22 protein-coding genes are annotated in these 22,986 nt (G+C 64.8%); 13 read left to right on the forward strand and 9 right to left on the reverse strand.

All coding sequences use genetic code 11. From position 1 onward, the window contains the following. Window positions 1–105: 105 nt before the first annotated feature. Together atpB and AB3G31_RS20965 are read right to left on the reverse strand one after the other, a co-directional pair. Complete coding sequence (gene atpB / locus AB3G31_RS20960; RefSeq protein WP_367847973.1) at window positions 106–1,017, reverse strand: F0F1 ATP synthase subunit A; 912 nt, start codon at window positions 1,015–1,017, stop codon at window positions 106–108. 20 nt (window positions 1,018–1,037) lie between these two features. Then, window positions 1,038–1,538: an ATP synthase subunit I gene (locus AB3G31_RS20965; protein WP_367847974.1), complete on the reverse strand. Its 501-nt coding sequence runs from the start codon at window positions 1,536–1,538 to the stop codon at window positions 1,038–1,040. A 237-nt stretch (window positions 1,539–1,775) separates the two neighbouring features. On the opposite strand from AB3G31_RS20965, the gene AB3G31_RS20970 reads away from it, so the two are divergent. The 4 genes from AB3G31_RS20970 (at window position 1,776) to lipB (ending at window position 4,679) form a co-directional block, all read left to right on the forward strand. Continuing rightward, window positions 1,776–2,777 (forward strand): MBL fold metallo-hydrolase, encoded by a 1,002-nt coding sequence (locus AB3G31_RS20970; RefSeq protein ID WP_367847975.1) that lies wholly within the window; start codon window positions 1,776–1,778, stop codon window positions 2,775–2,777. A gap of 10 nt (window positions 2,778–2,787) precedes the next feature. Continuing rightward, window positions 2,788–3,678 carry a D-amino acid aminotransferase gene (locus AB3G31_RS20975; protein WP_367847976.1) on the forward strand — a complete coding sequence of 297 codons (891 nt, stop codon included), beginning with the start codon at window positions 2,788–2,790 and terminating at the stop codon, window positions 3,676–3,678. 12 nt (window positions 3,679–3,690) lie between these two features. Further along, the gene (locus AB3G31_RS20980) at window positions 3,691–3,984 is read left to right on the forward strand and encodes a YbeD family protein (protein ID WP_367847977.1); all 294 of its coding nucleotides are present in this window, start codon (window positions 3,691–3,693) and stop codon (window positions 3,982–3,984) included. A gap of 68 nt (window positions 3,985–4,052) precedes the next feature. Continuing rightward, window positions 4,053–4,679: a lipoyl(octanoyl) transferase LipB gene (lipB, locus tag AB3G31_RS20985; RefSeq protein WP_367850394.1), complete on the forward strand. Its 627-nt coding sequence runs from the start codon at window positions 4,053–4,055 to the stop codon at window positions 4,677–4,679. Here the strand turns inward: lipB and AB3G31_RS20990 are convergent. Both AB3G31_RS20990 and AB3G31_RS20995 read right to left on the reverse strand, forming a co-directional pair. After that, window positions 4,664–5,239: a restriction endonuclease gene (locus AB3G31_RS20990; protein ID WP_367847978.1), complete on the reverse strand. Its 576-nt coding sequence runs from the start codon at window positions 5,237–5,239 to the stop codon at window positions 4,664–4,666. The two genes, lipB and AB3G31_RS20990, sit on opposite strands and share 16 nt — an antisense overlap. Window positions 5,240–5,260: 21 nt before the next feature. Beyond that, entirely contained in the window at window positions 5,261–5,842 is a 582-nt protein-coding gene (locus tag AB3G31_RS20995) for a 3'-5' exonuclease (RefSeq protein ID WP_367847979.1), read from the reverse strand. 84 nt (window positions 5,843–5,926) lie between these two features. Between AB3G31_RS20995 and chvE the strand changes: the two genes are divergently transcribed. Then, on the forward strand, window positions 5,927–7,003 hold the full coding sequence (chvE, locus tag AB3G31_RS21000; RefSeq protein WP_367847980.1) for a multiple monosaccharide ABC transporter substrate-binding protein: 1,077 nt from the start codon (window positions 5,927–5,929) through the stop codon (window positions 7,001–7,003). A gap of 62 nt (window positions 7,004–7,065) precedes the next feature. Continuing rightward, window positions 7,066–7,263: a type II toxin-antitoxin system VapB family antitoxin gene (locus AB3G31_RS21005; RefSeq protein WP_367847981.1), complete on the forward strand. Its 198-nt coding sequence runs from the start codon at window positions 7,066–7,068 to the stop codon at window positions 7,261–7,263. Between the two features lie 112 nt (window positions 7,264–7,375). Here the strand turns inward: AB3G31_RS21005 and AB3G31_RS21010 are convergent, their stop codons facing one another. The 4 genes from AB3G31_RS21010 to phaP form a co-directional block, all read right to left on the reverse strand. Beyond that, on the reverse strand, window positions 7,376–10,090 hold the full coding sequence (locus AB3G31_RS21010; protein ID WP_367847982.1) for an Hsp70 family protein: 2,715 nt from the start codon (window positions 10,088–10,090) through the stop codon (window positions 7,376–7,378). Window positions 10,091–10,148: 58 nt separating this feature from the next. Further along, window positions 10,149–11,972 (reverse strand): Hsp70 family protein, encoded by a 1,824-nt coding sequence (locus AB3G31_RS21015; protein ID WP_367847983.1) that lies wholly within the window; start codon window positions 11,970–11,972, stop codon window positions 10,149–10,151. Beyond that, window positions 11,969–12,508, reverse strand: a complete 540-nt coding sequence (locus AB3G31_RS21020; RefSeq protein ID WP_367847984.1) for a DUF2760 domain-containing protein — start codon at window positions 12,506–12,508, stop codon at window positions 11,969–11,971. The genes AB3G31_RS21015 and AB3G31_RS21020 overlap by 4 nt, the downstream gene beginning before the upstream one ends. A 101-nt stretch (window positions 12,509–12,609) precedes the next feature. Beyond that, complete coding sequence (gene phaP / locus AB3G31_RS21025; protein ID WP_367847985.1) at window positions 12,610–13,122, reverse strand: TIGR01841 family phasin; 513 nt, start codon at window positions 13,120–13,122, stop codon at window positions 12,610–12,612. 180 nt (window positions 13,123–13,302) lie between these two features. Here phaP and lipA point away from each other — a divergent pair, with 180 nt between their 5' ends. The 7 genes from lipA to AB3G31_RS21060 all read left to right on the forward strand — a co-directional run bounded on the left by lipA (window position 13,303) and on the right by AB3G31_RS21060 (window position 21,154). Further along, window positions 13,303–14,301, forward strand: coding sequence for a lipoyl synthase (lipA, locus tag AB3G31_RS21030; protein WP_367847986.1), 999 nt, complete (start codon window positions 13,303–13,305; stop codon window positions 14,299–14,301). After that, window positions 14,302–17,721, forward strand: coding sequence for an SNF2-related protein (locus AB3G31_RS21035; protein ID WP_367847987.1), 3,420 nt, complete (start codon window positions 14,302–14,304; stop codon window positions 17,719–17,721). A 110-nt stretch (window positions 17,722–17,831) separates the two neighbouring features. Then, entirely contained in the window at window positions 17,832–18,449 is a 618-nt protein-coding gene (locus AB3G31_RS21040; protein WP_367847988.1) for a phosphatidylcholine/phosphatidylserine synthase, read from the forward strand. 131 nt (window positions 18,450–18,580) lie between these two features. Continuing rightward, window positions 18,581–18,916 carry an HPF/RaiA family ribosome-associated protein gene (locus tag AB3G31_RS21045; RefSeq protein WP_367847989.1) on the forward strand — a complete coding sequence of 112 codons (336 nt, stop codon included), beginning with the start codon at window positions 18,581–18,583 and terminating at the stop codon, window positions 18,914–18,916. 11 nt (window positions 18,917–18,927) lie between these two features. Next, on the forward strand, window positions 18,928–19,155 hold the full coding sequence (locus AB3G31_RS21050; protein WP_367847990.1) for a hypothetical protein: 228 nt from the start codon (window positions 18,928–18,930) through the stop codon (window positions 19,153–19,155). Window positions 19,156–19,454: 299 nt separating this feature from the next. Next, window positions 19,455–20,183 carry a PEP-CTERM sorting domain-containing protein gene (locus tag AB3G31_RS21055; RefSeq protein WP_367847991.1) on the forward strand — a complete coding sequence of 243 codons (729 nt, stop codon included), beginning with the start codon at window positions 19,455–19,457 and terminating at the stop codon, window positions 20,181–20,183. Window positions 20,184–20,254: 71 nt separating this feature from the next. Continuing rightward, entirely contained in the window at window positions 20,255–21,154 is a 900-nt protein-coding gene (locus AB3G31_RS21060; RefSeq protein ID WP_367847992.1) for a sterol desaturase family protein, read from the forward strand. On the opposite strand, the gene ptsP is transcribed toward AB3G31_RS21060, so the two are convergent. Then, entirely contained in the window at window positions 21,148–22,986 is a 1,839-nt protein-coding gene (ptsP, locus tag AB3G31_RS21065; RefSeq protein WP_367847993.1) for a phosphoenolpyruvate--protein phosphotransferase, read from the reverse strand. The genes AB3G31_RS21060 and ptsP overlap by 7 nt on opposite strands.

The following is a 22,986-nucleotide window of genomic DNA, read 5'->3' on the forward strand; positions in this document are numbered from 1 at the left end:
ATTAATCCTAAAAAGTACAGGTAAAAGAAAGAGAAAAGCGAAAACGAACAGAAGCGAGAACCATCTTTGCCGACCTGGGGCGCAGGGCACCCCAAGCCTTCGCAGTTAGTGTGCTTCGTGAGACTGGCCCACGTAAATCAGCGTCAACATCATGAAGATGAAGGCCTGCAAAGTGATCACCAAAATGTGGAAGATGCTCCACGCCGTACCGGCAATCACATGCCCAACACCTAGCCAGAACATACCTTCTAAGGGGTTGAACTGCCAGGCCCACGTGCCGCCCATCAAGGCGATCAACATGAAAACCAATTCACCAGCAAACATATTGCCAAACAGCCGCATGCCGTGCGAAACCGTCTTGGCAAGGTACTCAATCATCTGCATCAGGAAGTTGATGGGGTACAGAAACCAGTGGTCGCCAAACGGTGCTGCCACCAACTCATGCGACCAGCCGCCCAAACCCTTGATCTTGATGTTGTAGACCAGGCACACAAACAAAACACTGACCGACAAACCGAGTGTGGTGGACAGATCGGCGGTAGGCACGACACGCATGTAAGCGTGGTGCGGATCGCCACCGGCGGAAGCGTACAGATGCTCCCACAGCTTGGGCAAGACATCGACGGGCAGCATATCCATGCCGTTCATCAGGAAAATCCAGACAAACACCGTCAATGCCAATGGAGCCACCAGCTTGCGGCTCTTGGCGTTGTGGATCACGCCCTTGGCCTGGTTGTCCACCATTTCGGTCAGGATTTCGACTGCGGCCTGGAAGCGCCCGGGCACGCCCGCCGTGGCTTTGCGCGAAGCACGCCACAAAAAGAAGCAACCTACCAGACCCAGGATCACCGAGTACAAAACGGAATCCAAATTGAAGAGGCTGAAATCCACAATGTGGGATTGCTTGACGCTCTCGAACGAAAAGTTCTTTTGCAGATGCTGCAAATGGTGAACGATGTATTCGCCCGCCTTGGGGCCTTCCGTAGCAGCGTGTTCAGCAGCGTTTTCAGTCGACATATTAGAAGCCATCCATCCTGTTAAGCCGTACGTTGGCGTTGGGTGCGAAACATCAGCGCAACCCAAACCACCTTCATGGTCACTACAAAGCCGACCAACAAGGCCAGCCAATTCAACTCAGGAACCAGCCGCGGTGCCGCAAACAGTAGAGCTACCGTTACGACAATCTTGACCAGTTCCCACACAAAAAATCCTGCCATCGCCGCGCCGGGAATTGCCCGGGCCAGCTTGCCGGTGACACCGCGCGCAAACAGCGCTGCAGGCACCACCACCGCAATGGCTCCATATCCCGCCGACCAGCCCATCGCGGGCTTGCCGGTCACCAGCCATGCGGCCATTGCTACCAGGCACCCCGTTGCCAGCTGACCCCACACGATGGCCCAAATGGACATCAAGGGTGTTTGCTGGCGCCAGGTTTGCGCTTGTGCAGCCGTCAGGGGCTTGAAATCATCCTCGACGACTCCATCTCCTACCTCGTCTTCCAGATTCGCAAGTGCTCTTGGAGCCACGCTCGGGGTCATTCTTGGCGACATGTTGGACCTACTGTATGACACCCGATTGACACCTGACTTACACACTGAAAAGTTTAGTAAAGCCCACTATTATACGAATATTCCCTTGACACCCGCAAGCGCTTTGGCGTGCATACAACTGTAACGCTTTGCCATGCCTGTCTGCGGGTGAGGCTGCCTCTATGTAGGGATATCCCCAAGGGCGCTGCATTGTGGCATTTCTTCCTTGACCCTCTTTTTTTTGCCATGCAGCACCACACCGCCACCGGCTTCAAAAATAACTACACCGATGCCGTCCCCGGCTCGACCCGTGACCTGCTGCGCTGGCAGTGGAATGCCCGCCGCAAGAGTTTGCCGCCACCGCCGCAAACGCCCACCCCGGTGGTCGCGCCCAACCTGGCCGCCATCCACGCCAACGCCGGGGCCGCCATGCAGCCGGCCATCACCTGGGTGGGACACGCCACCATGTTGGTGCAGGCCAGCGGACTGAATGTACTGACCGACCCGGTGTTCAGCGAGCGCGCCTCGCCGGTGCAGTGGACCGGGCCGCAACGCGCCCAGCCGCCGGGCGTGGCCCTGGCCGATCTGCCGCCCATCGACGTGGTGGTCATTTCCCACAACCACTACGACCATTTGGATACAAATGCGGTGCTGGCGCTCAACAAACGGGCGCAAGGTGCTACGCTTTTTATAGTGCCATTGCGTCTCAAGGCCTGGTTTATCCGGCAGGGCATCCACCACGTGGTGGAGCTGGATTGGTGGCAGCAGCACACCGTGCGCGGGGTGGAATTTCACCTCACGCCCGTGCAGCACTGGACGGCCCGCGCCATGGGCGACCGGTTCCAGACGCTGTGGGGCGGCTGGGCCGTGTTTGGCGCCGACTTCCACTGGTACTTCAGCGGCGACACCGGCTACAGCCAGGACTTCCAGGACACCCGCGCACGTTTCCAGGAGCGCAGCCCCGACGGCTTCGATATCGCCCTGATCGCGGTGGGGGCCTACGAGCCGCGCTGGTTCATGCAAAACCAGCATATCAACCCGGCCGAGGCGGTGCAAATCCACCGCGACCTGCACGCCAAACGCAGCGTGGGCGTGCACTGGGGTACCTTCAATCTGACCGACGAGCCGCTGGACCAGCCCCCGGCCGACCTGGCCGCCGCCCGCACCGCCCAGGGCGTCTCCGAGGACGACTTCTTCTTGCTGAAAATTGGCGAAACCCGCGCGCTGCCCGCCCGCGTAAACGGTTGAAAATAGCCCCATGCACACCCTGCCCGACTACCCCTGCTACCTCAACGGTGCCTACACCCCCCTGTGCGACGCAAAAATCAGCGTCATGGACCGCGGCTTCATCTTTGGCGACGGCATCTACGAAGTGGTGCCGGTCTACGCAGGCCGCCTGTTCCGGTTTGAGGAGCACATGGCCCGGCTCGACCACAGCCTGGCCGAGCTGCGCATCGCCAACCCGCTGGGCCGGGACCAGTGGCGCGAGATTGCTACAACATTGGTAGCTTCTCACGCCCGCCACAGCAGCGCAAACGGCCAAAATGGCTTAAATCGCAACCATCTGGTCTACATCCAGATTACCCGCGGCGTGGCCCTGCGCGACCACGCCATGCCGCAAGACATCACGCCCACCGTGTTCGCCATGGCCACGCAGATGAACCTGCCCAGCGCCACCCAGCGCAGCCAGGGCGTGGCCTGCGTCACCGCCGACGACTTCCGCTGGGAAAAGGCCCACATCAAAAGCACCAGCCTGCTCGGGGCGGTGTTTGCGCGGCAGATCGGCGTGGATGCGGGCGCAGTGGAAACGGTCATGTTCCGCAACGGCTATCTGAGCGAAGCCGCCAGCAGCAACGTCTGGCTGGTGCAAGACGGTACCCTCATTGGCCCGCCCAAAGACAACCTGGTGCTCGAAGGCATCCGCTTCGGGCTGATGGAAGACATCTGCCGAGCCCAGGGTATCCCCTTCCAGCTGCGCCGCATCACGCGCGAAGAAGTGCTGCACGCCGACGAGCTGCTGCTCACCAGCGCCACCAAAGAGGTACTGGCCATCACCACCCTGGACGGCCAGCCGGTCGCCAACGGCCAGCCCGGCCCCGTCTACGCCCAACTTTACGCGGGCTACACCGCCGCCACCCTAGCGGCCTGAACACACCACACCATGACCACACCTACCACCGACCCCATCGACCCCCGCAAAGAATCCCTGATCGAGTACCCCTCGCTCTTCCCCATCAAGGTGATGGGCGAAAAGGTCGACGGCTTCGTGCACGCCATGACCGCCATCGCCGCCCAGTTCGACCCCAGCTTCGATGCCAGCGCCATCGAGCTGCGCGAGAGCAAGGGCGGCAAGTACCTGGGCATCACCCTGCCCATCACCGCCACCAGCCGCGAGCAGCTCGACGAGCTGTACCGCACCCTGAGCACCCACCCGATGGTGAAGATGGCGCTGTGACCGCGTTGCAGGTGCCGCCCTTGACCCACCTTCTCGGCCGCGTGGACTACCTGCCCACGGTCGAGAAAATGCAGGTATTCACCCTCCAGCGCTCACCGGATGAGCGTGACCAGCTATGGATTTGTGAGCACCCACCGGTCTTCACCCAGGGGCTGGCGGGCAAGGCAGAGCACCTGCTGCTGCCGGGCGACATCCCGGTGGTGCAGGCCAACCGCGGTGGCCAGGTCACTTACCACGGACCCGGCCAGGTGGTGGCCTATCCGCTGCTGGATTTGAAGCGCGCGGGCTATTTCGTCAAGGAATATGTGTTCCGGCTGGAAGAGGCGGTGGTGCAAACCCTGGCCCATTTCGGCATCACCGGCCTGCGTGTGCCGGGCGCGCCCGGCATCTATGTGCGCCTGCACGACCCGTTTGGCCACGCCCGCCTGGAGACGGGTTTCACCGCGCAACAGTTGGAATCCGACCCCACGTATCTGGGCAAGATCGCCGCTTTAGGCATCAAGGTCAGCGGCCACTGCACCTACCACGGGGTGGCGCTGAACGTGGCCATGGACCTGGAGCCCTACAGCCGCATCAACCCCTGCGGCTACGCCGGCCTGCAAACGGTGGACATGGCCAGCCTGGGCGTGGGCGTGGCCTGGGCCGAGGCGGCGCAGGTGTTTGCCCAGAAGCTGGAGCGTTATTTGGCGGCCTGAAGCAGCAGCTGCGCCAGCGCCACGTCGGCCACCAGGGCGATGCCCTGGGTTTTGGCGAACTGCTGGGCGGTGTCGGTCACGCCACCGATGCTGATGTAGGTGCAAGCCGCAGCACTCTGGTTTTCTTTGGCGGCGGCCAGCTCGCGCAGGGCTTCCACCCCGTGGTTGGCAGCTTTCCAGCGCTTGGCCGCCACCAGGGTGGTCTGGCCGTCTTTGGAAAGCTGCAAATCTGCCGCCTTGCCGTTCAAGCGCGCCACCGTATAGCCCTTGGCGCGGTAGGCCGCGTCTAGCGCATCGGCAAAATCACGCCAGGGCATGGCCGTGGCCTTGGCCAGGGTGTCGGCCACCGCGGCCGAGCTGGGCAGGTCCCACTGGCGCGAGGCGGCGATCACCCCGATCACCAAAAATGGCAGTGTTCCCAGCAGGCCAAACGGGATATAGGCCTTGGGCAGCAGCGCGAACGAAAGCAGCCCAAATACCAGCACCAGCAGCATGCTGACCCACCACGGCGAACGCAGCAGCACTGCAAAAAGAGAGTTTTTGGCCATTTTCAGTTTCATGACCGCAGTGTAAGGCGGTGGCTACAGCGCCTGGAACACCTTCAGCGCCGCGTAGGCATCGTTGGCGGCGTACAGCATTTGCGTGGGGGTAAGCTGCGCCACGGCCCAGTTGGAGGTGGTGGTCTTTTTGGATTTGTGGAAGCGCTGGCGCAGCACCACGCCCACGGCGGCGCGCACGCCCATCGATGTGCCGTAGCCGTCCTTGCGGAAAATCGCGTTCAGGTCCAGCACTGCCCGCATGGTGACGCCGAACTTGGCGTGGATCTGCCCCCGGTCCTGCTCCAGCCCAAAGCCCACCTTGCGCACCGCGTCCGACTGCAGTATCTCCAGCAGGCAGGGGCGGCAGTCGGGCCGGTGCATCTGGAACAGATAGGCCTTGGTGGGCAGCGCAAACTGGACCACGTGCGGCCCGTCACTCACCTCGCCGGGCGCAAACGTGGGCTTGGCCTCGGTGTCAAACCCCACCGCACCCGCGGCCAGTATCTCGGCCGTGGCGGCGGCAAATTCGGCCTGCGTGGCGGGCACGAAGATGCGGTCCAGCGCCAAGCCCTGCATGGGCGGCAGCAGGGCGGTTTGGGCTTTGGTGGGGGCGGTGTTTTTCATTTTTTGAAGGGTGCAATACGGATGATGGCAAGGTAACCGGTCTGCTACGATGCCGTAACAAAAAAACACAACGGGGACAACAACATGCAATCCGACCGCAGGCGGCTGGTGGGTGGTTTGGTGGGCAGCTTGTGTGCACTGAGCGCCTGGTCCCAAACCGCCTCCAGAACCGAAAAAGGGGTGATCGGCATCTCCTTGCCCACCATCACCTCGCTGCGCTGGGTGATCGAAGGCCTGGCCATGACCCGCTCGCTGGACAAATTGGGCTACCGCGCCATTTTGCAGTACGCCAACGACGACATCCCCACCCAGACCGCCCAGCTCACCGAGATGCTGGCCCAGGGTGCCACCGTGCTGGTCATCAGCGCGATCGACGGCACCAAGCTGGCCCCGGTGCTCAAAGCCGCCGCCGACAAAGGGGTCAAGGTCATCGCCTACGACCGGCTGATCCGCGGCAGCCCCCATGTGGACTACTACACCAGCTTCGACAACTTCCAGGTCGGCGTGCTGCAGGGCAGCGACATTGCCAACCGCCTGGGCCTGGCGGCGGGCAAAGGGCCGTTGCGCATCGAGCTGTTTGGCGGCTCGCCCGACGACAACAACGCGTTTTTCTTCTACAACGGTGCCATGTCGGTGCTCAAGCCCTACCTCGACAAAGGCCAGTTGGTGGTGGGCTCGGGCCAGATCGGTATGGACAAGGTCTCCACCCTGCGCTGGAGCGGCTCGGTCGCCCGCGCGCGGCTGGCGGGCATCCTGGACAAGTACTACGCCAAACAGCACCTGGATGCCATCCTGTCGCCCTACGACGGCATCAGCATGGACCTGATCGAGGCGCTGAAAAAAGCCGGGTACGGCCAGGGCGGCCAGGCCCTGCCCGTCATCACCGGGCAAGATGCCGAGCTGCCCTCGGTGCGCTCCATCGTGCGCGGCGAGCAAACCTCCACCGTGTTCAAAGACAACCGCGACCTGGCCCAGGTCACCGCCACCATGGTCGATGCCCTGCTGACCGGCAAAAAACCCGTCATCAACGACGAGAAGACCTACAACAACGGCGAGAAAATCGTGCCCGCGTTTCTGCTGAAACCGGTGCTGGTGGATGCGAAGAACTGGCGTGCGACGCTGGTGGACAGCGGGTTTTACAAGGCGGAGCAGTTTCGGTAGGAGTGGGATATAGCGCTTTGAGGCAATATGGTGCTCGTTGCAACCCACCACAAAAGGCTCTTATGCGCACCAATTTGACTTTGGACGAAAGCCTGTTGGCCCAAGCCCAGAAACTCAGCGGCTTGAACGAGCATTCGGCACTGGTCAACGAAGCGCTCAGAGCCTTGATTGAACGGGAAAGTGCGCGGCAGTTGGCCTTGCTGGGTGGCACGGTGGCGGAAGTCGAAAATGTGCCACGGCGTAACTGGCCGACAACTTAAGAGCGGCTACGTGTAGCGAACTGGACAGCCGAAGGTCGAGCGATATTGACAAGTTTTTAGGCCACTCACGCCTATCTCACCAGCACAAGCAGCTACGTAAACAATAGCACCCTCAATCCACCAGCTTCAAGCCCACCGGCAGCGACTCGCCGAACACGCGTTTGGTGTCCGCCGCGTCCAGCGCCGTCACCTCGCGCACCATGGCGATCCAACCGGGGGCCGCGCGGGCGGCGGTGAGGCGGTCCAGCACCTGCTGGCGCAGGGCTTCGGGGATGTCGCGGGCGCGGTCGCCGGTGGCGCGGGCGATCTGGGTGGCGGCGAAGGCTGCGGGTTCGGCCTGGGACCAGTCGGCGGCCAGCAGCGCTTGCAGCCATTGCGCGGCCACTTCTGGCGGCACCACGTGGTGCAGGCTGGCGTACAGCGGTTGGCGGGCACCGATGCGGCCCAGGGCCCACCAGGTTTGGACGTTTTCGCCAGGCTTATTAAGACGCTGCAGCAGCCAGGTGCCGAGCTGCACCTTGTTGGCCACCGACAGGCGCTCGAACGACGCGGCCATGCGCAGCATGTCGTCCAGGCCTTGCATGCGGGGGCCGTCGGGTGCGGGAATATCTTGCCCACCCACAGGTTGCAGATAAAAGGCGATGGCCTCGAACACCATGTCCTGCTGCTCGGCGGTGAGGCCCCCGGCAATGCGCCGCCACAGCGTCCACCATTCGGACCACTGCTGGGGCTCGTGGCTGTGCGCGATGCCGGGCGCGAACAGCTCCCACATCTGCTGCACCCGCCAGTCGTCCAGCGGGTGGCCAAAGCCGGGACGCAGGGCGTAGCCGGTGAGGTTGAACCACTGGCGCTCGTGCTGGGCGGTGCGGCGGCGGCGTTTGGCACTAATGAGCAGCTGGGCGAACAGGGTGCGCAAGAGCGGCGTGTCCCAGCCCTCGCGGCTGCCCAGCAGGCGCTCCAAGGTGGCGCGGAGCTGTTTGACTTCCTTGGCCTCCACGCCCTGGCTGCGGTCGCCAAAGACGCGGGCAATCGCGGCACTGGCATCGGCCAGGCGCGGGTGCGGTGCGGCTTCCACCACCACCGGGGCGTCCCCGCGCAACTGGAATTCGAGTTGCCAGCGTTGGCTGGGGTCGTCCACGGCAATGCAGTGCATCTCTAGCGTGCCGACTTCGGTGAGCGCGGTGCTGAGCTGCACCAGCACTTCGCGGGCGCTGCTGTCGGTCTGTACCACGGTAGCAATGGGCGGCAGGCGCACGAATCCGCCCGTGGACAAATCGACCAGCGCGCCCGGCTGGGAGCGGGTGTCGGTCACGCTGCTGGCCAGGTAAAAGCGCACCGGGCGGGCCAGGCGCAGGGCGAAGGTGCGGTCGGCCAGGGTGATGGCGCGGCCCTCTTCGGCCCCGAAGGGCAGCACGCAGATGCCGCGCTGGCTGGTGATGCCATCGTCCAGCACCAAAAAGTAGCTGCGCGCCGAGCCGCCGCCAATGCGCGGAGCCTTGCCCGCCCGGGCCAGCGCGTAGGCCACGGCACCGCGCGCCACGGCGGCATCCAGGTGCGGGTTGTGCAGCAATTGCAGCGGCGCGGCCGCCCAGCCGTTGAGCGTGTGGTGCAGGCGCTGGACCAGAGATTCCGCATGGAATACCCCGCCGTTGAGCAGCAGGGCGTCGGGCAGCGCACCGGGGTGGCGCTGCAAGAAGGCGGCGACATGGCGGGTGATGGCCGCATCGCTGGCGTAGGGCAGGCCGAAAGCCACCAGGCCGCTGCGGGCGCGCTGGGGCACCGCATCGGCGGCAACAGAAGGAAAGAAGCCCTCCACCAGAATGCTATCTAAATCAGAGCGAGACAAGCTGGCTGAACGCGCGCTACCGACCAATTTTCTTCCACTCCCCAGCAGCGTGACCGTCGTGGATTCCGGCGCGCCAGGGCTCCACAACAGCTCTTTGGCGGCCCGGCAGCGCTGGGTCAGCTGGGCCAATTGCGCCGCAGACAGGCGCTCGGCCCCACCCAGGCGGGATTCCACCAGATGGGCCAGCGCCAGGTCCATGTTGTCGCCGCCGAGCACCAGGTGGTCGCCCACGCCGGTGCGGGTGAGCTTGGGTTCGCCGTCCACCAGGTCTACGTCGATCAGCGTCAGGTCGGTGGTGCCGCCGCCCACGTCCACCACCAGCACGCGGCGGGTGGCGTGCAAATCGGCGGCCAGGGTGGCGCGGTGGCGGTAAACCCAGTCGTAGAAGGCAGCCTGGGGTTCTTCGATCAAGCGCAGCCTGGGCAGCCCCGCCAGTTCGGCGGCTTGCAGCGTCAGCGCACGCGCGCCTTCGTCGAACGACGCGGGCACGGTGAGCACGATGTCTTGCTGCTCCAGCTGGGCTTGCGGGCGCTGGGCGTTCCAGGCGGCGCGCACATGGGCCAGGCTGCTGGCGCTGGCGGCCAAGGGCGAGACCTTGCCCACCTCGTCCGGCGCGCCCCAGGGCAGGATGGGCGCGGTGCGGTCCACCGCCGCGTGCGACAGCCAGCTCTTGGCGCTGGCCACCAGGCGGCCCGGCACCTGCGCGCCCAGGTCCAGGGCGAAACGGCCCAGCACGGCGGATTCGGCCGACGGCCAGGGCAGCTGCACATCGGCAGGCGGCAAGGTGCCCGGCGCGGGGTGGAAGCGCACCGAGGGCAGCAGCGGCAGCGCGGCGACCTCGCCCGCCGCCACCAGTTGGGGGATGGCGAAGATCTGGATCTGGGCCGCCCCGCGCGCGGCGGTGCTGGCGTAGGCCACCACGGTGTGGGTGGTGCCCAGGTCGATGCCGACGGTGAAGGCGGGTTTTGCTATTTTATTCATAGCTCTTCACGCCGATGGAATAAGCGCTGGATGCCGATTTGACTCCGAAATTCCACCATCAGTCGGCACGCACCTCGAATTCCACTTTCCAGCCCTCGCCGCCCGAGCGCGGCACGGCCAGTAGCTCCAGCGTGCCGATTTCGGACACGCGGGCGTGCAGCTTCACCGGCACGACCTCGCCCACGGCACGGCCCTCGGCGGGCAGCGTGGCTTCGATCTCGGCCAGCTCTTGCAGCTCGTCCGGGGTCCAGAAGTCCAGCATCTGGCCCACGGTGTCGTCGCGGCGCACGCTGGAGCCAAAGAAGCGAAAACGCACGGCTTCGCCTACAACCAAACCGAACTCCTGCGGAGGCAGAGCGGCTTCGGTGCCCTCTTCCATGCCGAACGGGGCCACGCACAGGGCCTGCACCGGCGGCTCCAGCCCCGGCACGGCGGGCATGGCGGATTCCACGCCCACGTAGTAGGCCATGGCCGTGCCGCCACGGATGCGGATGCCCTGGCCGCCGCGCACGGTGCCGTAGTAGGCGGCCCCGCGGGCCACGGCGAAGTCGAGGTCGGCGCCGTCGAGCAGGCGTGCATCCGGGGCACCGTCGGCCCGCAGCCATTGGTTCAGAGTGTCGATGGTGCGCTGCACCAGCAGCTCGGACTTGAACACCCCGCCGTTAAACAGCACGGCGGTGGGGTGCAGGAAGCTCGCGTCCTGCTGCGCCGCAAAGCCGTCCAGCGCGGCGGTGGCACCCACCTGGCGGCCCAGCAGCGCGGCCAGGTGGCGGGTGACGGCGGCGTCCTGCGCGTACGGCAGGCCCAGCTGCGTCAGGCCTGCGCGGGCGCGGCTCACGGGGCGGGCGTGGCTCTCCACCTGGGGGAAGAAGCCCTCCAGGATGGTGGCGGTGAGTGCGTCGCGGGTCAATTCAGCGTTGATCGAGCCGCCGATGAGGCGCGCGCCCCGGCTGGGGATGACGAGCGGCACGGTGTGCACGTCGGCGTCGGTGAGCAGTTTCTCTTTGGCCAGGCGGCAGGCGTAGGTGAGGGACCGCATTTGCCACGGGTCCAGTGCCTTGCCGTCGGCGGCCAGCTGGCGGGCCACGGTGTGGGCCAGGGCCAGGTCCATGTTGTCGCCGCCGAGCAGGATGTGCTCGCCCACGGCCACCCGGTGCAGTTGCAGGTTGCCGTCTTGCTCGACCACGGCGATCAGCGAGAAGTCGCTGGTGCCGCCGCCCACGTCGACGACCAGAATCACGTCGCCCACCTTGACCTGCTTGCGCCAGCCGCCCGCACTTTGGGCGATCCAGCTGTACAGCGCGGCCTGGGGTTCTTCCAGCAGGGTCACGCCGGTGTAGCCCGCGGCCTGCGCGGCTTCGGCCGTCAGCTCGCGCGCAGCGGGGTCGAAGGATGCGGGGATGGTGACGGTCAGCGCCTGCTCACCAAACGGCGCGTCGGGGTGGGTGTGGTTCCAGGCATCGCGCAGGTGCGCCAGGTAGCGGGTGCTGGCGTCCAGCGGGGAGATGCGGTCGACTTCCTCGGGGGCATCGTTCGGCAAAATCGCGCCGCGGCGGTCCACACCGGCGTGGCAGAGCCAGCTTTTGGCGCTGGACACCAGGCGGATGGGGGTTTGCGCGCCGTGGCTGCGGGCCCACTCGCCGACCACGGCATGCGTGTCGCTGTGCCAGGGCAGGGCCAGGTCGCCATCGGCAAATTCACTCGCATGCGGCAAATAGATGAAGGACGGCAGCAGCGGGTAGTCTTGCACCGCGCCGGGGGCGCTTTGCTGGGCGATGGGCAGGATCTGCGGCGTCGCTTCAGGATTCGACAAATCGACCCACGACAGCGCGCAGTGCGTGGTGCCCAGGTCGATGCCAATGGCGTAGCGGGGGCCGCTCACAGTTCCACCTCGGCGGCGGCGATGACGCGCGGATCGTGGCCTTCGGTGGTGCGCGGCAAGCGCACGTCGGTGACCTTCCAGCCCGGGTGGCGCAGGGTGCCGCGGAACGGGGCGTTGCCCACCACGTTGCCGGTCAGGCGCACAGCGGTGGCATCAAAGCCCGCTTCGAGCACGATGCGGCTGCCTTCGGCCTCGGGGCGCGCCGGGGCCAGGGTGAAGTGTTCTTGCAAGACCTTGCGGCAGCCGGTGTGCACCAGGCGGGCAGCGCCGCCGATGTCGGCATCCGAGTACGCGGCCACGTCTTCCTGGACGAAGTCCACGAACCGGGCTTCGCGCTGCAGCAGGCCCAGCAGCTGCAGGGCGGCATCGGGGGTGGCGACTTTCAGCACGGGGGGTGGGGGGGGTGCGGGAGGGGCAGGCGGAGCGGCGGGCTCGACACCATTGCGTACATCCTGCACCTTGGCCGCCAGCGTGCTGTCGCCCAAAACTGCAAAAGCGAGCGACAGACGGGCGAAAAATGAGGGGGCGTTGTTCATATTGGTTCTCCACAAAGACAAACGGCCCGGTAAAAACCAGGCCGTAGGGCAGTATTGTCCGCGATGTGCAGCCCCAGGGGCTGCACACAGAAAGCAGAGGCTTAAGCCTTGGCTTCCAGTTGGGCCGCCACGGCTTCGACAGCCTTGTCGGTGGCTTCCTTGGCGGAAGCTTGGGCGGTTTCAAACGCGGTGGTGGCAGCGGCCACAGCCGACTTCACCAGGGCCACAGCGTTTTCGCTGCCAGCAGGTGCGTTCTTCACAGCGGCATCCACCAGGGTAGCCAATTCAGCCTTGGCGCCGGAGGTAGCGGTTTCCACATAGGTGCGCACTTCGGTGCTGCTGGTGGTGGCAATGGCTTGCACGTGGCGCAGGTAGGAAGCAGCCTTTTCAGGAGCAGCCTTGGCAACCTTGGTGACCAGCTCGACCAGTTCCTTGGGGTCTTTGATCGAAGCAGCGGTCAATGTGGCTTCTTCGGTTTCTTGCAGCGTGGTCTTGGCGGCTTGCAGGTTCAGCTTGACCAGGGCTTGCGCGCTGTCGAACAGGGAGTTGGACAGATCAAACAGGCTGGCAACAGCGGCTTTTTGGTTGGCGGTGATTTGTTCAAAGTTCAGCATGGTGTTTCCAATAAAAAAAAGGGTGAAGGATCAGTGCAAGGTTTTATGTTGCACTGCAACATGGACTGAACTATAACGCGCACTCTGTGACCGCGCCAAGACAGGAAGCTCTAATCTCGCACGTTGATTTTTGGCAACAGCGATAATCGCCAACCTGGCCCACAACCAAAGAAACCGCCCATGAGCACCACCGAAGTCGTCCGCGACGCGCAATCTGTAGAGTCGTACAACCCGCTTGCCAAGCAAAAGGCCGGTGCCAAGCTGTCGCGCATCCCCGTCAAGGTGGTCCAGGGCGAAGTGCTGAAAAAGCCCGAGTGGATCCGCGTCAAGGCCGGTTCGCCCAGCACCCGCTTCAACGAAATCAAGCAGATCCTGCGCGAGAACAACCTGCACACCGTGTGCGAGGAAGCCAGCTGCCCCAACATCGGCGAATGCTTTGGCAAGGGCACGGCCACCTTCATGATCATGGGCGACAAGTGCACCCGCCGCTGCCCGTTCTGCGACGTGGGCCATGGCCGCCCGGACCCGCTGGACGCCGACGAGCCGCTGAACCTGGCCAAGACCATCGCCAAGCTTAAGCTCAAGTATGTGGTGATCACCAGCGTGGACCGCGACGACCTGCGCGACGGCGGTGCCCAGCATTTTGTGGATTGCATCAAAAACATCCGCGAACTCTCGCCCACCACGCAAATTGAGGTGCTGGTGCCCGACTTCCGGGGCCGCGATGACCGCGCGCTGGAGATTTTGAAGCTGGCCCCGCCCGATGTGATGAACCACAATCTGGAAACCGCGCCCCGCCTGTACAAGGAAGCCCGCCCCGGCTCGGATTACCTGTTCAGCCTGAACTTGCTCAAGAAGTTCAAGGCCCTGCACCCGAATGTGCCCACCAAGAGCGGCATCATGGTTGGCCTGGGCGAAACCGACGAAGAAATCCTGCAAATCATGCAGGACATGCGCGACCACGACATCGACATGCTGACCATCGGCCAGTACCTGGCCCCCAGCAACAGCCACCTGCCGGTCAAGCGTTACGTGCACCCCGACACCTTCAAGATGTTCGAAACCAAGGCCTATGAGATGGGCTTCAGCCACGCCGCCGTGGGCGCCATGGTGCGCAGCAGCTACCACGCCGACCAGCAGGCCGAACACGCGATGGCAAACGCCGCCCCTGCCGCGTAAATGGCGACGGTCGGCGGCCTCTGGTTCAACCCCCGCAATCTCGGCAACTACGTCACCGACGCTGTCCTGGAGCGGGGCTTGACCCTGTACCGGGGCCAGAAGGTGCTGGACATCGAAGTCCGGGCCATCGACAACGGCCGCTGGCAGCTCACCGGCAGCGTGCAGGGCAGCGAACGCACCCCGTACAAACAAAGCATCCGCCTGCACATCAACGTGCACGGCATGCTGACGCACTGGGACGCCGAGTGCAGCTGCCCGGTGGGCGTGGACTGCAAGCACGCGGTGGCCCTGTCGCTCAAGGCCGCCTACCGCACCCAGGCCACGGTCAACGCCACGCCGCCCAAGCCCCCCACCGATGCCGAACTGGCTGCCGCCCGCCTGGCTGCCGAGCAGCGCACCCGCGATGCCGCCGCGCTCAAGGTACGCCAATGGCTGGCCCAGTTTGACGCGCTGGACCGGCGCAGCAGCCCCCACCCGGACAGTGCCCAGGCCGAGAGCTTTGTCTACACCTTGTGCCCCGGCACCACGCAGCAAAAAACCCAGCTGCTGCAATTGCAGTTGCAAAAAACCTACCTGAAGAAAAACGGCGAGTGGGCCAAGCCCAAGAACATCCTCACCCCGCCCTACCCCGGCCACCCGCTGTTTGACGCGGCCAGCCCCGCCGAGCAAGAGCTGCTGCGCATGCTCAAGGGCCTGGCCAGCGGCTCCAACCACTACGCCTATGCCCTGACCCACTGCGCCGTGGTGGAGGGCGCTGCCGGGCTGCTGGCGCTGCAAATGGCCTCCGACACCGGGCGCTTGTTCACCGTGGCCGACGGCGGCTTTCTGGGCGCGCCGCTGCGCTGGTCCACCCCCCGGGAGTTGGACTGGAGCTGGCAGCAAGCCCCCCAGCCGCTGGCCAGCGAACCGGTGTGGACGCTGCAATCGCGGCTGGCCCACAGCTCCGACAACGCCCAGGTCTACGCCAACCACCCAGCCCTGTACCTGGATGCCGCCCAGGGCCTGTGCGGCGTGGCCCAGACCCAGGGCATCGCCCCCGAGCAACTGCCGCTGTTGCTGAACGCCCCGCCCATGCCGCAGTCGGCCATCGAGCCGCTGCAGTTGCCACTGACCCGCCGCCTGGCCGCGGTGGCCATGCCACCCACCCTCAAACCGCTACCCACCGTGCAGGGCGTGGTGCCTACGGGCCACCTGCACCTGGTGCCGGTCGGCAAAAAGGACGAGCCCACCTACGGACTGCTGTGGGCCCGGCTGGAATTCGACTACGCCGGGCTGCGCGGTGGCTGGGACAATTCGGACGCCAGCGTGATCGTCTCGCACCTGGGCCAGCGCACCCTGCTGGTCCGCGACCTGCCCACCGAGCAGGCCTTGGATGCCCGGCTGACGGCCCACGGTCTGCAGGGCACGCCCAATGCAGGCTATTTTTTGCCCGGTCCGCAGAGCCAACAAACCTGGCTGGACTGGGCCGACACCGACTTTGCCGCCTTCCGTGCCGACGGCTTTACCGTCACCCGCGACGACGCGCTCACCGACTGGCTGCAGCGCGCCGATGCCCTCGACGTGCAAATGCAGGCCCAGAATGCCAACGACCCGGACGCATCGCCCTGGTTCGACCTGTCCCTGGGCATGGAAATCAACGGCGAACGCCACAACATCCTGCCCTGGCTGCCCAGCCTGCTGAACCAGCTGGCCAACGCCCCGACGGACGAGGCCAGCGGCGAACGCGTGCTGCCGCCGTTTGTCTACATGCGCAAGCCCGACGACAGCTTCATCCGCGTGCCCACCGAGCCCCTGCGCCCCTGGCTGGCCGCCCTGCTGGAGCTGGTGGGCGACCGCCAGCACGACCTCGACGGCGACAGCCTGCGCCTGAGCCGCATGGAAGCCCTGCGCGCCGGGGCCGCCCTGGGCGAAGGCGCAGTGTGGACCGGGGCCAGCGCCCTGCAGGAGCTGGTGGCCCAACTGGCAGGCCGCAGCGCCCTGCCCGAAGTGCCGCTGCCCGAGGGCGTGCACGCCAGCCTGCGCCCCTACCAGCAGCAGGGCCTGAACTGGCTGCAGTTCCTGCGCCGCGCGGGGCTGAACGGCATCCTGGCCGACGACATGGGCCTGGGCAAAACCCTGCAGACACTGGCCCACATCCAGGTGGAAAAAGACGCGGGCCGCCTGACCAACCCGGCCCTCATCATTGCCCCGGTCAGCCTGATGGGCAACTGGCAACGCGAAGCCCAGCGCTTCTGTCCCGGCCTGCGCACCCTGGTGCTGCACGGCCAGGACCGCCACGAGGTAGCCGACACCACGCACGAGCACGACGTGGTCATCGCCCCCTATTCGCTGCTGCAGCGCGACCGCGAAGGCTGGCTGCAAGCCCCCTGGCACATCGTGGTGCTGGACGAAGCCCAGAACATCAAGAACGCCAGCACCCTGGCCGCACAGGTGGTGGCCGAGCTGCAAACCCAGCACCGCCTGGCGCTGAGCGGCACGCCGATGGAAAACCACCTGGGCGAGATCTGGAGCCTGTTCCACTTTCTGATGCCCGGTTTCCTGGGCAGCCAGGCCAAGTTCGGCAGCCTGTTCCGCACCCCCATCGAGAAGCGCGGCGACACCGAGCGGCTGGCGCAGCTGCGCAGCCGCATCACGCCTTTCATGCTGCGCCGTACCAAGGCCCTGGTGGCGCACGAGCTGCCGCCCAAGGTGGAAACCGTGATGCGCGTCGAGCTGGAAGGCCCGCAGGCCGACCTGTACGAGGCCATCCGCCTGACCACCGAGAAGGCGGTGCGCGAGGCGCTGGACAGCAAGGGCCTGGCCAAGTCGCACATCACCATCCTGGACGCGCTACTCAAGCTGCGCCAGGTGTGCTGCGACCCGGGCCTGCTGAAGCTGGAGTCGGCCAAAAAAGTCAGCCGCTCCGCCAAGCTCGACCAGCTGATGGAGATCCTGCCCGAGATGCTGGCCGAGGGCCGCAAGGTGCTGCTGTTTTCGCAGTTCACCAGCATGCTGGAGCGCATCGAGGCCGAGCTCAAGGCCCGCGCCATCCCCTGGGTCAAGCTCACCGGCCAGTCGCAAAAGCGCGACCAAATCATCGACCGATTCACCAGCGGTGCCGTGCCGCTGTTTCTCATCAGCCTGAAAGCCGGTGGCGTGGGCCTGAACCTGCCGCAGGCCGACACCGTGATCCATTACGACCCCTGGTGGAACCCCGCCGTGGAAACCCAGGCCACCGACCGCGCCCACCGCATCGGCCAGACGCAGAGCGTGTGGGTGGTGAAACTGGTGGCGCAGGGCACCATCGAAGAACGCATCCTGGCCCTGCAAGAGCGCAAAGCCGCGCTGGCCGAGAGCATGTACAGCGGTGCCCAGGGCCGCAAGGAGCCGCTGTTCTCGGAAGACGATTTGCAGGAGCTGCTGAGACCGCTATCGAAATAAGAGCTTCTTACGCTTATCAAATAAGCGTGAGGGCCGTATTTTTCATCCAAAATGCAGGGCGAGTATCCTCGTAGCCTTGACCCGTCCCCCATCCACAGGAGCGCCCACCCATGCCCGCCCAAAAACCCTTTTCCATGATCCGCGAATTCCACCTGGCCGACTGGTTCACGCTGGCCAACGCGGTGTGCGGCGTGGGGGCGCTGTTTTCGACCATGACCTTTCTGGAAGTGGGCGATGTGCGGCACATCTACTTTGCCTGCTGGCTGGTGCTGGCCGCGTTTGTGTTCGATGTGTTCGACGGCAAGATTGCCCGCTGGCGGCAAAAAACTTCCATCCTGGGGCGTGAGCTGGATTCGCTGGCGGACGTGATCTCGTTCGGCGTGGCCCCGGCCATCATGGCCTACGGCTGCGGTATGCAGGGGCTGTTTGACCGCATCGTGCTGGCGTTTTTTGTGGCCTGCGGGGTGTCGCGGCTGGCGCGCTACAACGTGACGGCCGAGACCTTGTCGCAGGGCTCGGACAAGGTGAAGTACTTTGAGGGCACGCCGATCCCCACGTCCATCGTGCTGGTGTTCATGCTGGGCATGGCCGCCTGGACCGGCCATGTGCGGCAAGACCTGTGGGGCGGCTCTGTCATGCTGGGGGGGTTCACGCTGCATCCACTGGTGCTGTTGTTTGCGCTGTCCGGTTCGCTGATGATCAGCCGCATCCGCATACCCAAGCCCTGAAGCGATTTTTCGATGGGCCACTGTGGCCCATCGAAACGTGTTTATCCGAATCCACTCTTCGGAAATATCTGCTTTTTCAGAAGTATCGTGCAGCGTACCTTCGGGGTTCCAGCAACCCCAGGAGATATGCCATGCAAGTACTGTTTCAATCCCGAGACCCCCAAGGCGCGGAATTCCGCGAACAGGTAGAACGCCGGGTGCGTTTTGTGACGCGGCGGCTGCAAGGCCTGGTGCCGCGCGTCAAGGTACTACTATCGGATGTCAACGGCCCCCGCGGCGGTGTCGACAAGCGCTGCCAGTTGGCATTGCAAACCGAGACGGCCGGCACGGTGGTGGTGAGCTCCACCGCCCGCACGTGGCGCCAGGCGGTCGACCAGGCACTGGCCCGCGCCGGGCGGGCATTGCGCCAACTGCGCCAACACACCCAGGCAAGGCCCCACGCGCGCGCCACCCCCACAGACATCTAAGGAAGCACCCTATGCAACCACCTACCCGCCGCCCGGCCCGTCCGGGCACCGCCATCGCCCTGCACGCCCGGGCATTGCCACCGCCGTCCCGCAGCCTCTATGTCTGGCTGGGTGTGGCGGTGGTGCTGGCGACCATCGCCGGCATCGGCTTTAAGGTTCCGGTCGTGGGCATGCTGCTGGCAGCGGCCTGTAGCTTCGCGCTGCTGCGAACCGCATCCAAGGCCACAAAGCCAACTTAAACCAGGCCTGCCGCCCGCCCAACCCCGCACAACGGCGGCACCCCCTCCATCCCCCCCAAGCCACTGGTGTCCTAGAAGGGGCACCAGTGGCCGTTTCCCCTTGCATCTTGCTACCAACCCCGCCGTTCAGGTGGGGCGGCACCGCCGTGCCCAAAAAACACGCCATGTATCAAATATGTGATGTTTATCACATATGTAGACAATAAAGAAACCAATTTTTACGTACAAAAATAATATTCACTTTGTACCATTCCATTTTTTTTGTAGACATGATTTAATTCAGTCTTTAAAGGAAAAATATGTATACCAAATTAAATGCCATCGTCTTCACCGTGCTTGCCGGATTCGGCGGCGCGGCCTCTGCCAACCTGGTGCAAAACGGTGGTTTCGAGCAAACCACGTTCACCGGCTCAAAGCAGTTGGTCGGCACAGACCAGGCGGTAAACTGGACCAGCAATGGCTACAACTTCCTGTTTACGCCCGGCACTGCCACCACCACCGGCTCAGAATCTGCCCGCGGTGGCTTCGTCAAACTTTGGGGGCCCGCCGTGGGGTCGAACAACGGTTTTCGCGACAGCCCATCGGGTGGCAACTGGATTGCCGCCGATGGCGCCTTCGAGGTTTCGCCGATCCAGCAAACCATCAACAACTTGGTGATCGGCCAGACCTACCAGCTGAGCTTCGACTGGGCCGCAGCCCAGCAAAGTACCTATACCGGCCCCACCACCGAGGGCTGGATCGTCAGTTTGGGCAATCAATCCTTTGCCACCGCGATGCTGGACAACCCCACCATGGGCTTCCAGGACTGGCGCCAGCAAATCTTCAGCTTCACCGCCACCAGCACCTCCGAGGTTCTGTCGTTTCTGGCCACCGGCACGCCCATGGGCAACCCGCCGTTCTCGCTGCTGGACAACGTGCAGTTGAACGCCGTGCCCGAACCCGATAGCCTGGCGTTGATGTTTGCAGGGCTGGGCGTGCTGGCGGTGTCGTCGCGTCGCCGTCGCAACACCCCGAAATTGGCGGCTTAACCGCTCCCACCCCAAGATGCCGGATGGGGGCAACCCGTCCGGCATCGTTCTGACCCCTTCGAGGAACCGCCATGCATTACCTGACAGGCCCCCAAATGCCATGGATGTCCTTCGCATGGGACGTCGCCAGGCTATGCGTGTGGCTGGTGCTGCTCACGGCGGTTTTTGTGCCCCTGGAGCGCGTTTTCACGCTGCATCCAGCCAAATTTCTGCGCCGCGACATCGGGGCCGATGTCGCCTACTATTTCATCAACAGCCTGTTGCCCGCCGCGCTGCTGGCAACACCGCTGGCCGTGCTGGCCACGCTGGCCCACCATGTAGTGCCCGACGGGTGGCATGCCGCAGTGCAAGGCCTGCCACTGTGGGCCCGCGCGCTGGCCGGTCTGGTCGTGGCCGACATGGGCTCGTACTGGGGCCACAGGCTCAGCCACAGCATTCCGTGGCTATGGCGTTTCCACGCCGTCCACCACAGTGCCACGCACATGGATTTTTTGGTCAACACGCGCGCCCATCCCGTGGACCTGGTGGTGGTGCGCCTGTTCGGCCTGGTGCCGCTCAGCTTGCTGGGACTGGGCTCGGCTGGGACTACGGGAAGCCTATTGCCCGTGGTGGTGGTCCTGGCCGGCACCTTCGTGGGTTTCTTTTTGCATGCCAATGTGCGCTGGCGCTTCGGGCCGATCGAGTGGCTGGTGGCCACACCGGCCTTCCACCATTGGCACCACAGCAAGCTCGCCCCGATCAACCGCAACTACGCCGCCACCCTGCCCTGGATCGACCGGCTTTTTGGCACCTACTATTTGCCCGCGTCGCAGTGGCCCGCGCAGTACGGCATTGCGCAAACCCTGCCGCCAACCTTGGGTGGGCAGCTTGTCGGCCCATTGGTGTGGCCCCGTATCGCGCGGTGGTTTGCGCGGGCCCAACCATCGGAACCCGCACACCAGCACGCAGGTGTTGAAAAATCGGCTCAGTGAGTCGCCAAGGGCCCGAGCCCGGAATCCACCCGACAGGGTTCACCATCGGGACGGGCGGTAAGGGGCTCGGCCATGGCCTGGACCGGGTCTTCGGCTTCCAGCACGCGCTGCGCCCAGGGGCCCAGGCGGGCGGTGTCGGCGCGCAGCACCTCTTGCTTGACGGCCAAAATCTGCGCCGGGTGCATGGAGAAGCTGCGCAGCCCCAGGCCCAGCAACAGCCGGGTCATGGCTACGTCACCCGCCATTTCGCCACACACGCTCACCCCTTTTCCCTGGGCCTGGCAGGCGCGGATAGTGTCGGCCAGCAGGCGCAGCACGGCGGGATGCAGGGGGTCGTACAGGTGGGCCACCGACTCGTCGGCGCGGTCAATGGCCAGGGTGTACTGGATCAGGTCGTTGGTGCCCACCGACAAGAAGTCGAAATATTTCAAAAACAGCGGCAGCGTCAGCGCAGCGGCCGGGATTTCGATCATGGCCCCCAGCCGGAGCGGGCCGTACACCACGCCGCGGTTGTCCAGCTCGGCGCGGGCAAAGTCCAACAGGGCCAAGGTCTGGCGGATTTCGCTGCCGTGGGCCAACATGGGGACCAGCAGATTCACCTGGCCGTGCACGGCCGCCCGCAAAATGGCGCGCAACTGGGTCAAGAACATGGCCGGATCGGCCAGGCTCCAGCGGATGGCGCGCAAGCCCAGGGCCGGGTTCAGGTGGGTGTCTTCCTTATGGCCTTTATCCAGCGGCTTGTCGGCCCCGATGTCCACCGTGCGGATGGTCACCGGCATGCCCTGCATGCCCTCGACGGCCCGGCGGTAGGCCTGGTACTGCTCTTCTTCGTCCGGTAGGCTGCCTTTGCGGCCCATGAACAGGAATTCGCTGCGGAACAGGCCGACGCCCACGGCCCCGGCGGTGACCGCGCCTGCCGCATCTTCGGGCATTTCGATGTTGGCCAGCAGCTCGACCTTGTGGCCATCCAGGGTGATGGCCGGGGTGTGGCGCAAGCGGGTCAGGCGCTCGCGCTCGAGCTCGCCCTGGCGCTGCTTGAAGCCGTATTCGGCCAGGATGATGGGGGATGGATCGATCACCACCACCCCGGCGTCGCCGTCGATGATGACCCAGTCGTCCTGGCGAACCAACTGGCTGGCGCTGCGCGCGCCCACCACGGCCGGAATGTCCATGCTGCGCGCGACAATGGCCGTGTGCGAGGTTTTTCCGCCCACGTCCGTCACGAACCCGGCAAAAACGCTTTGCTTGAAGTGCAGCATGTCGGCGGGCGACAGGTCGTGGGCGATCAGCACCAGCGGCACCGTCAGGCTTTCGTCGGGCGACATCTGGTGGGCGCCGCTCTTGCGCCGCTCTACCGCCGTATTGTGGGGCGGCACGGCAATGGGCGAGCCCACGCCCTTCATGTAGCGCAGGATGCGCTCGACCACCTGCTCTAGGTCGGCCTTGCGCTCGCGCAGGTATTCGTCCTCCATCTCGTCGAACTGGCGGGCGATGATCTCCAGCTGGGTGATCAGCGCCCATTCGGCGTTGTACAGGCGGTCGGTGATCCAGTGCTTGACTCCGGTGGTCAGGGTCTCGTCCTCCAGCAGCATCAGGTGCACGTCGAGCAGGGCGGTCAACTCGGGCGGTGCGTCCTTGGGCATGGCATGCTGCAGGCGCTGCAGCTCGTCCACCACGGCATTGCGGCCCACACGCACGCGGTCGATCTCAGCCGGAATCTGCTCGGGCTTGATGAAGTAATGCGCCACCTCCACGCGGCTGGAGCCGACCAGTACCGCACGCCCGACGGCGATGCCGCGGGCAACAGGCAAACCGTGGATGGCGAAAGTCAT

Source organism: Rhodoferax sp. WC2427, from assembly GCF_040822085.1.
Lineage (GTDB): Bacteria > Pseudomonadota > Gammaproteobacteria > Burkholderiales > Burkholderiaceae_C > Rhodoferax_B.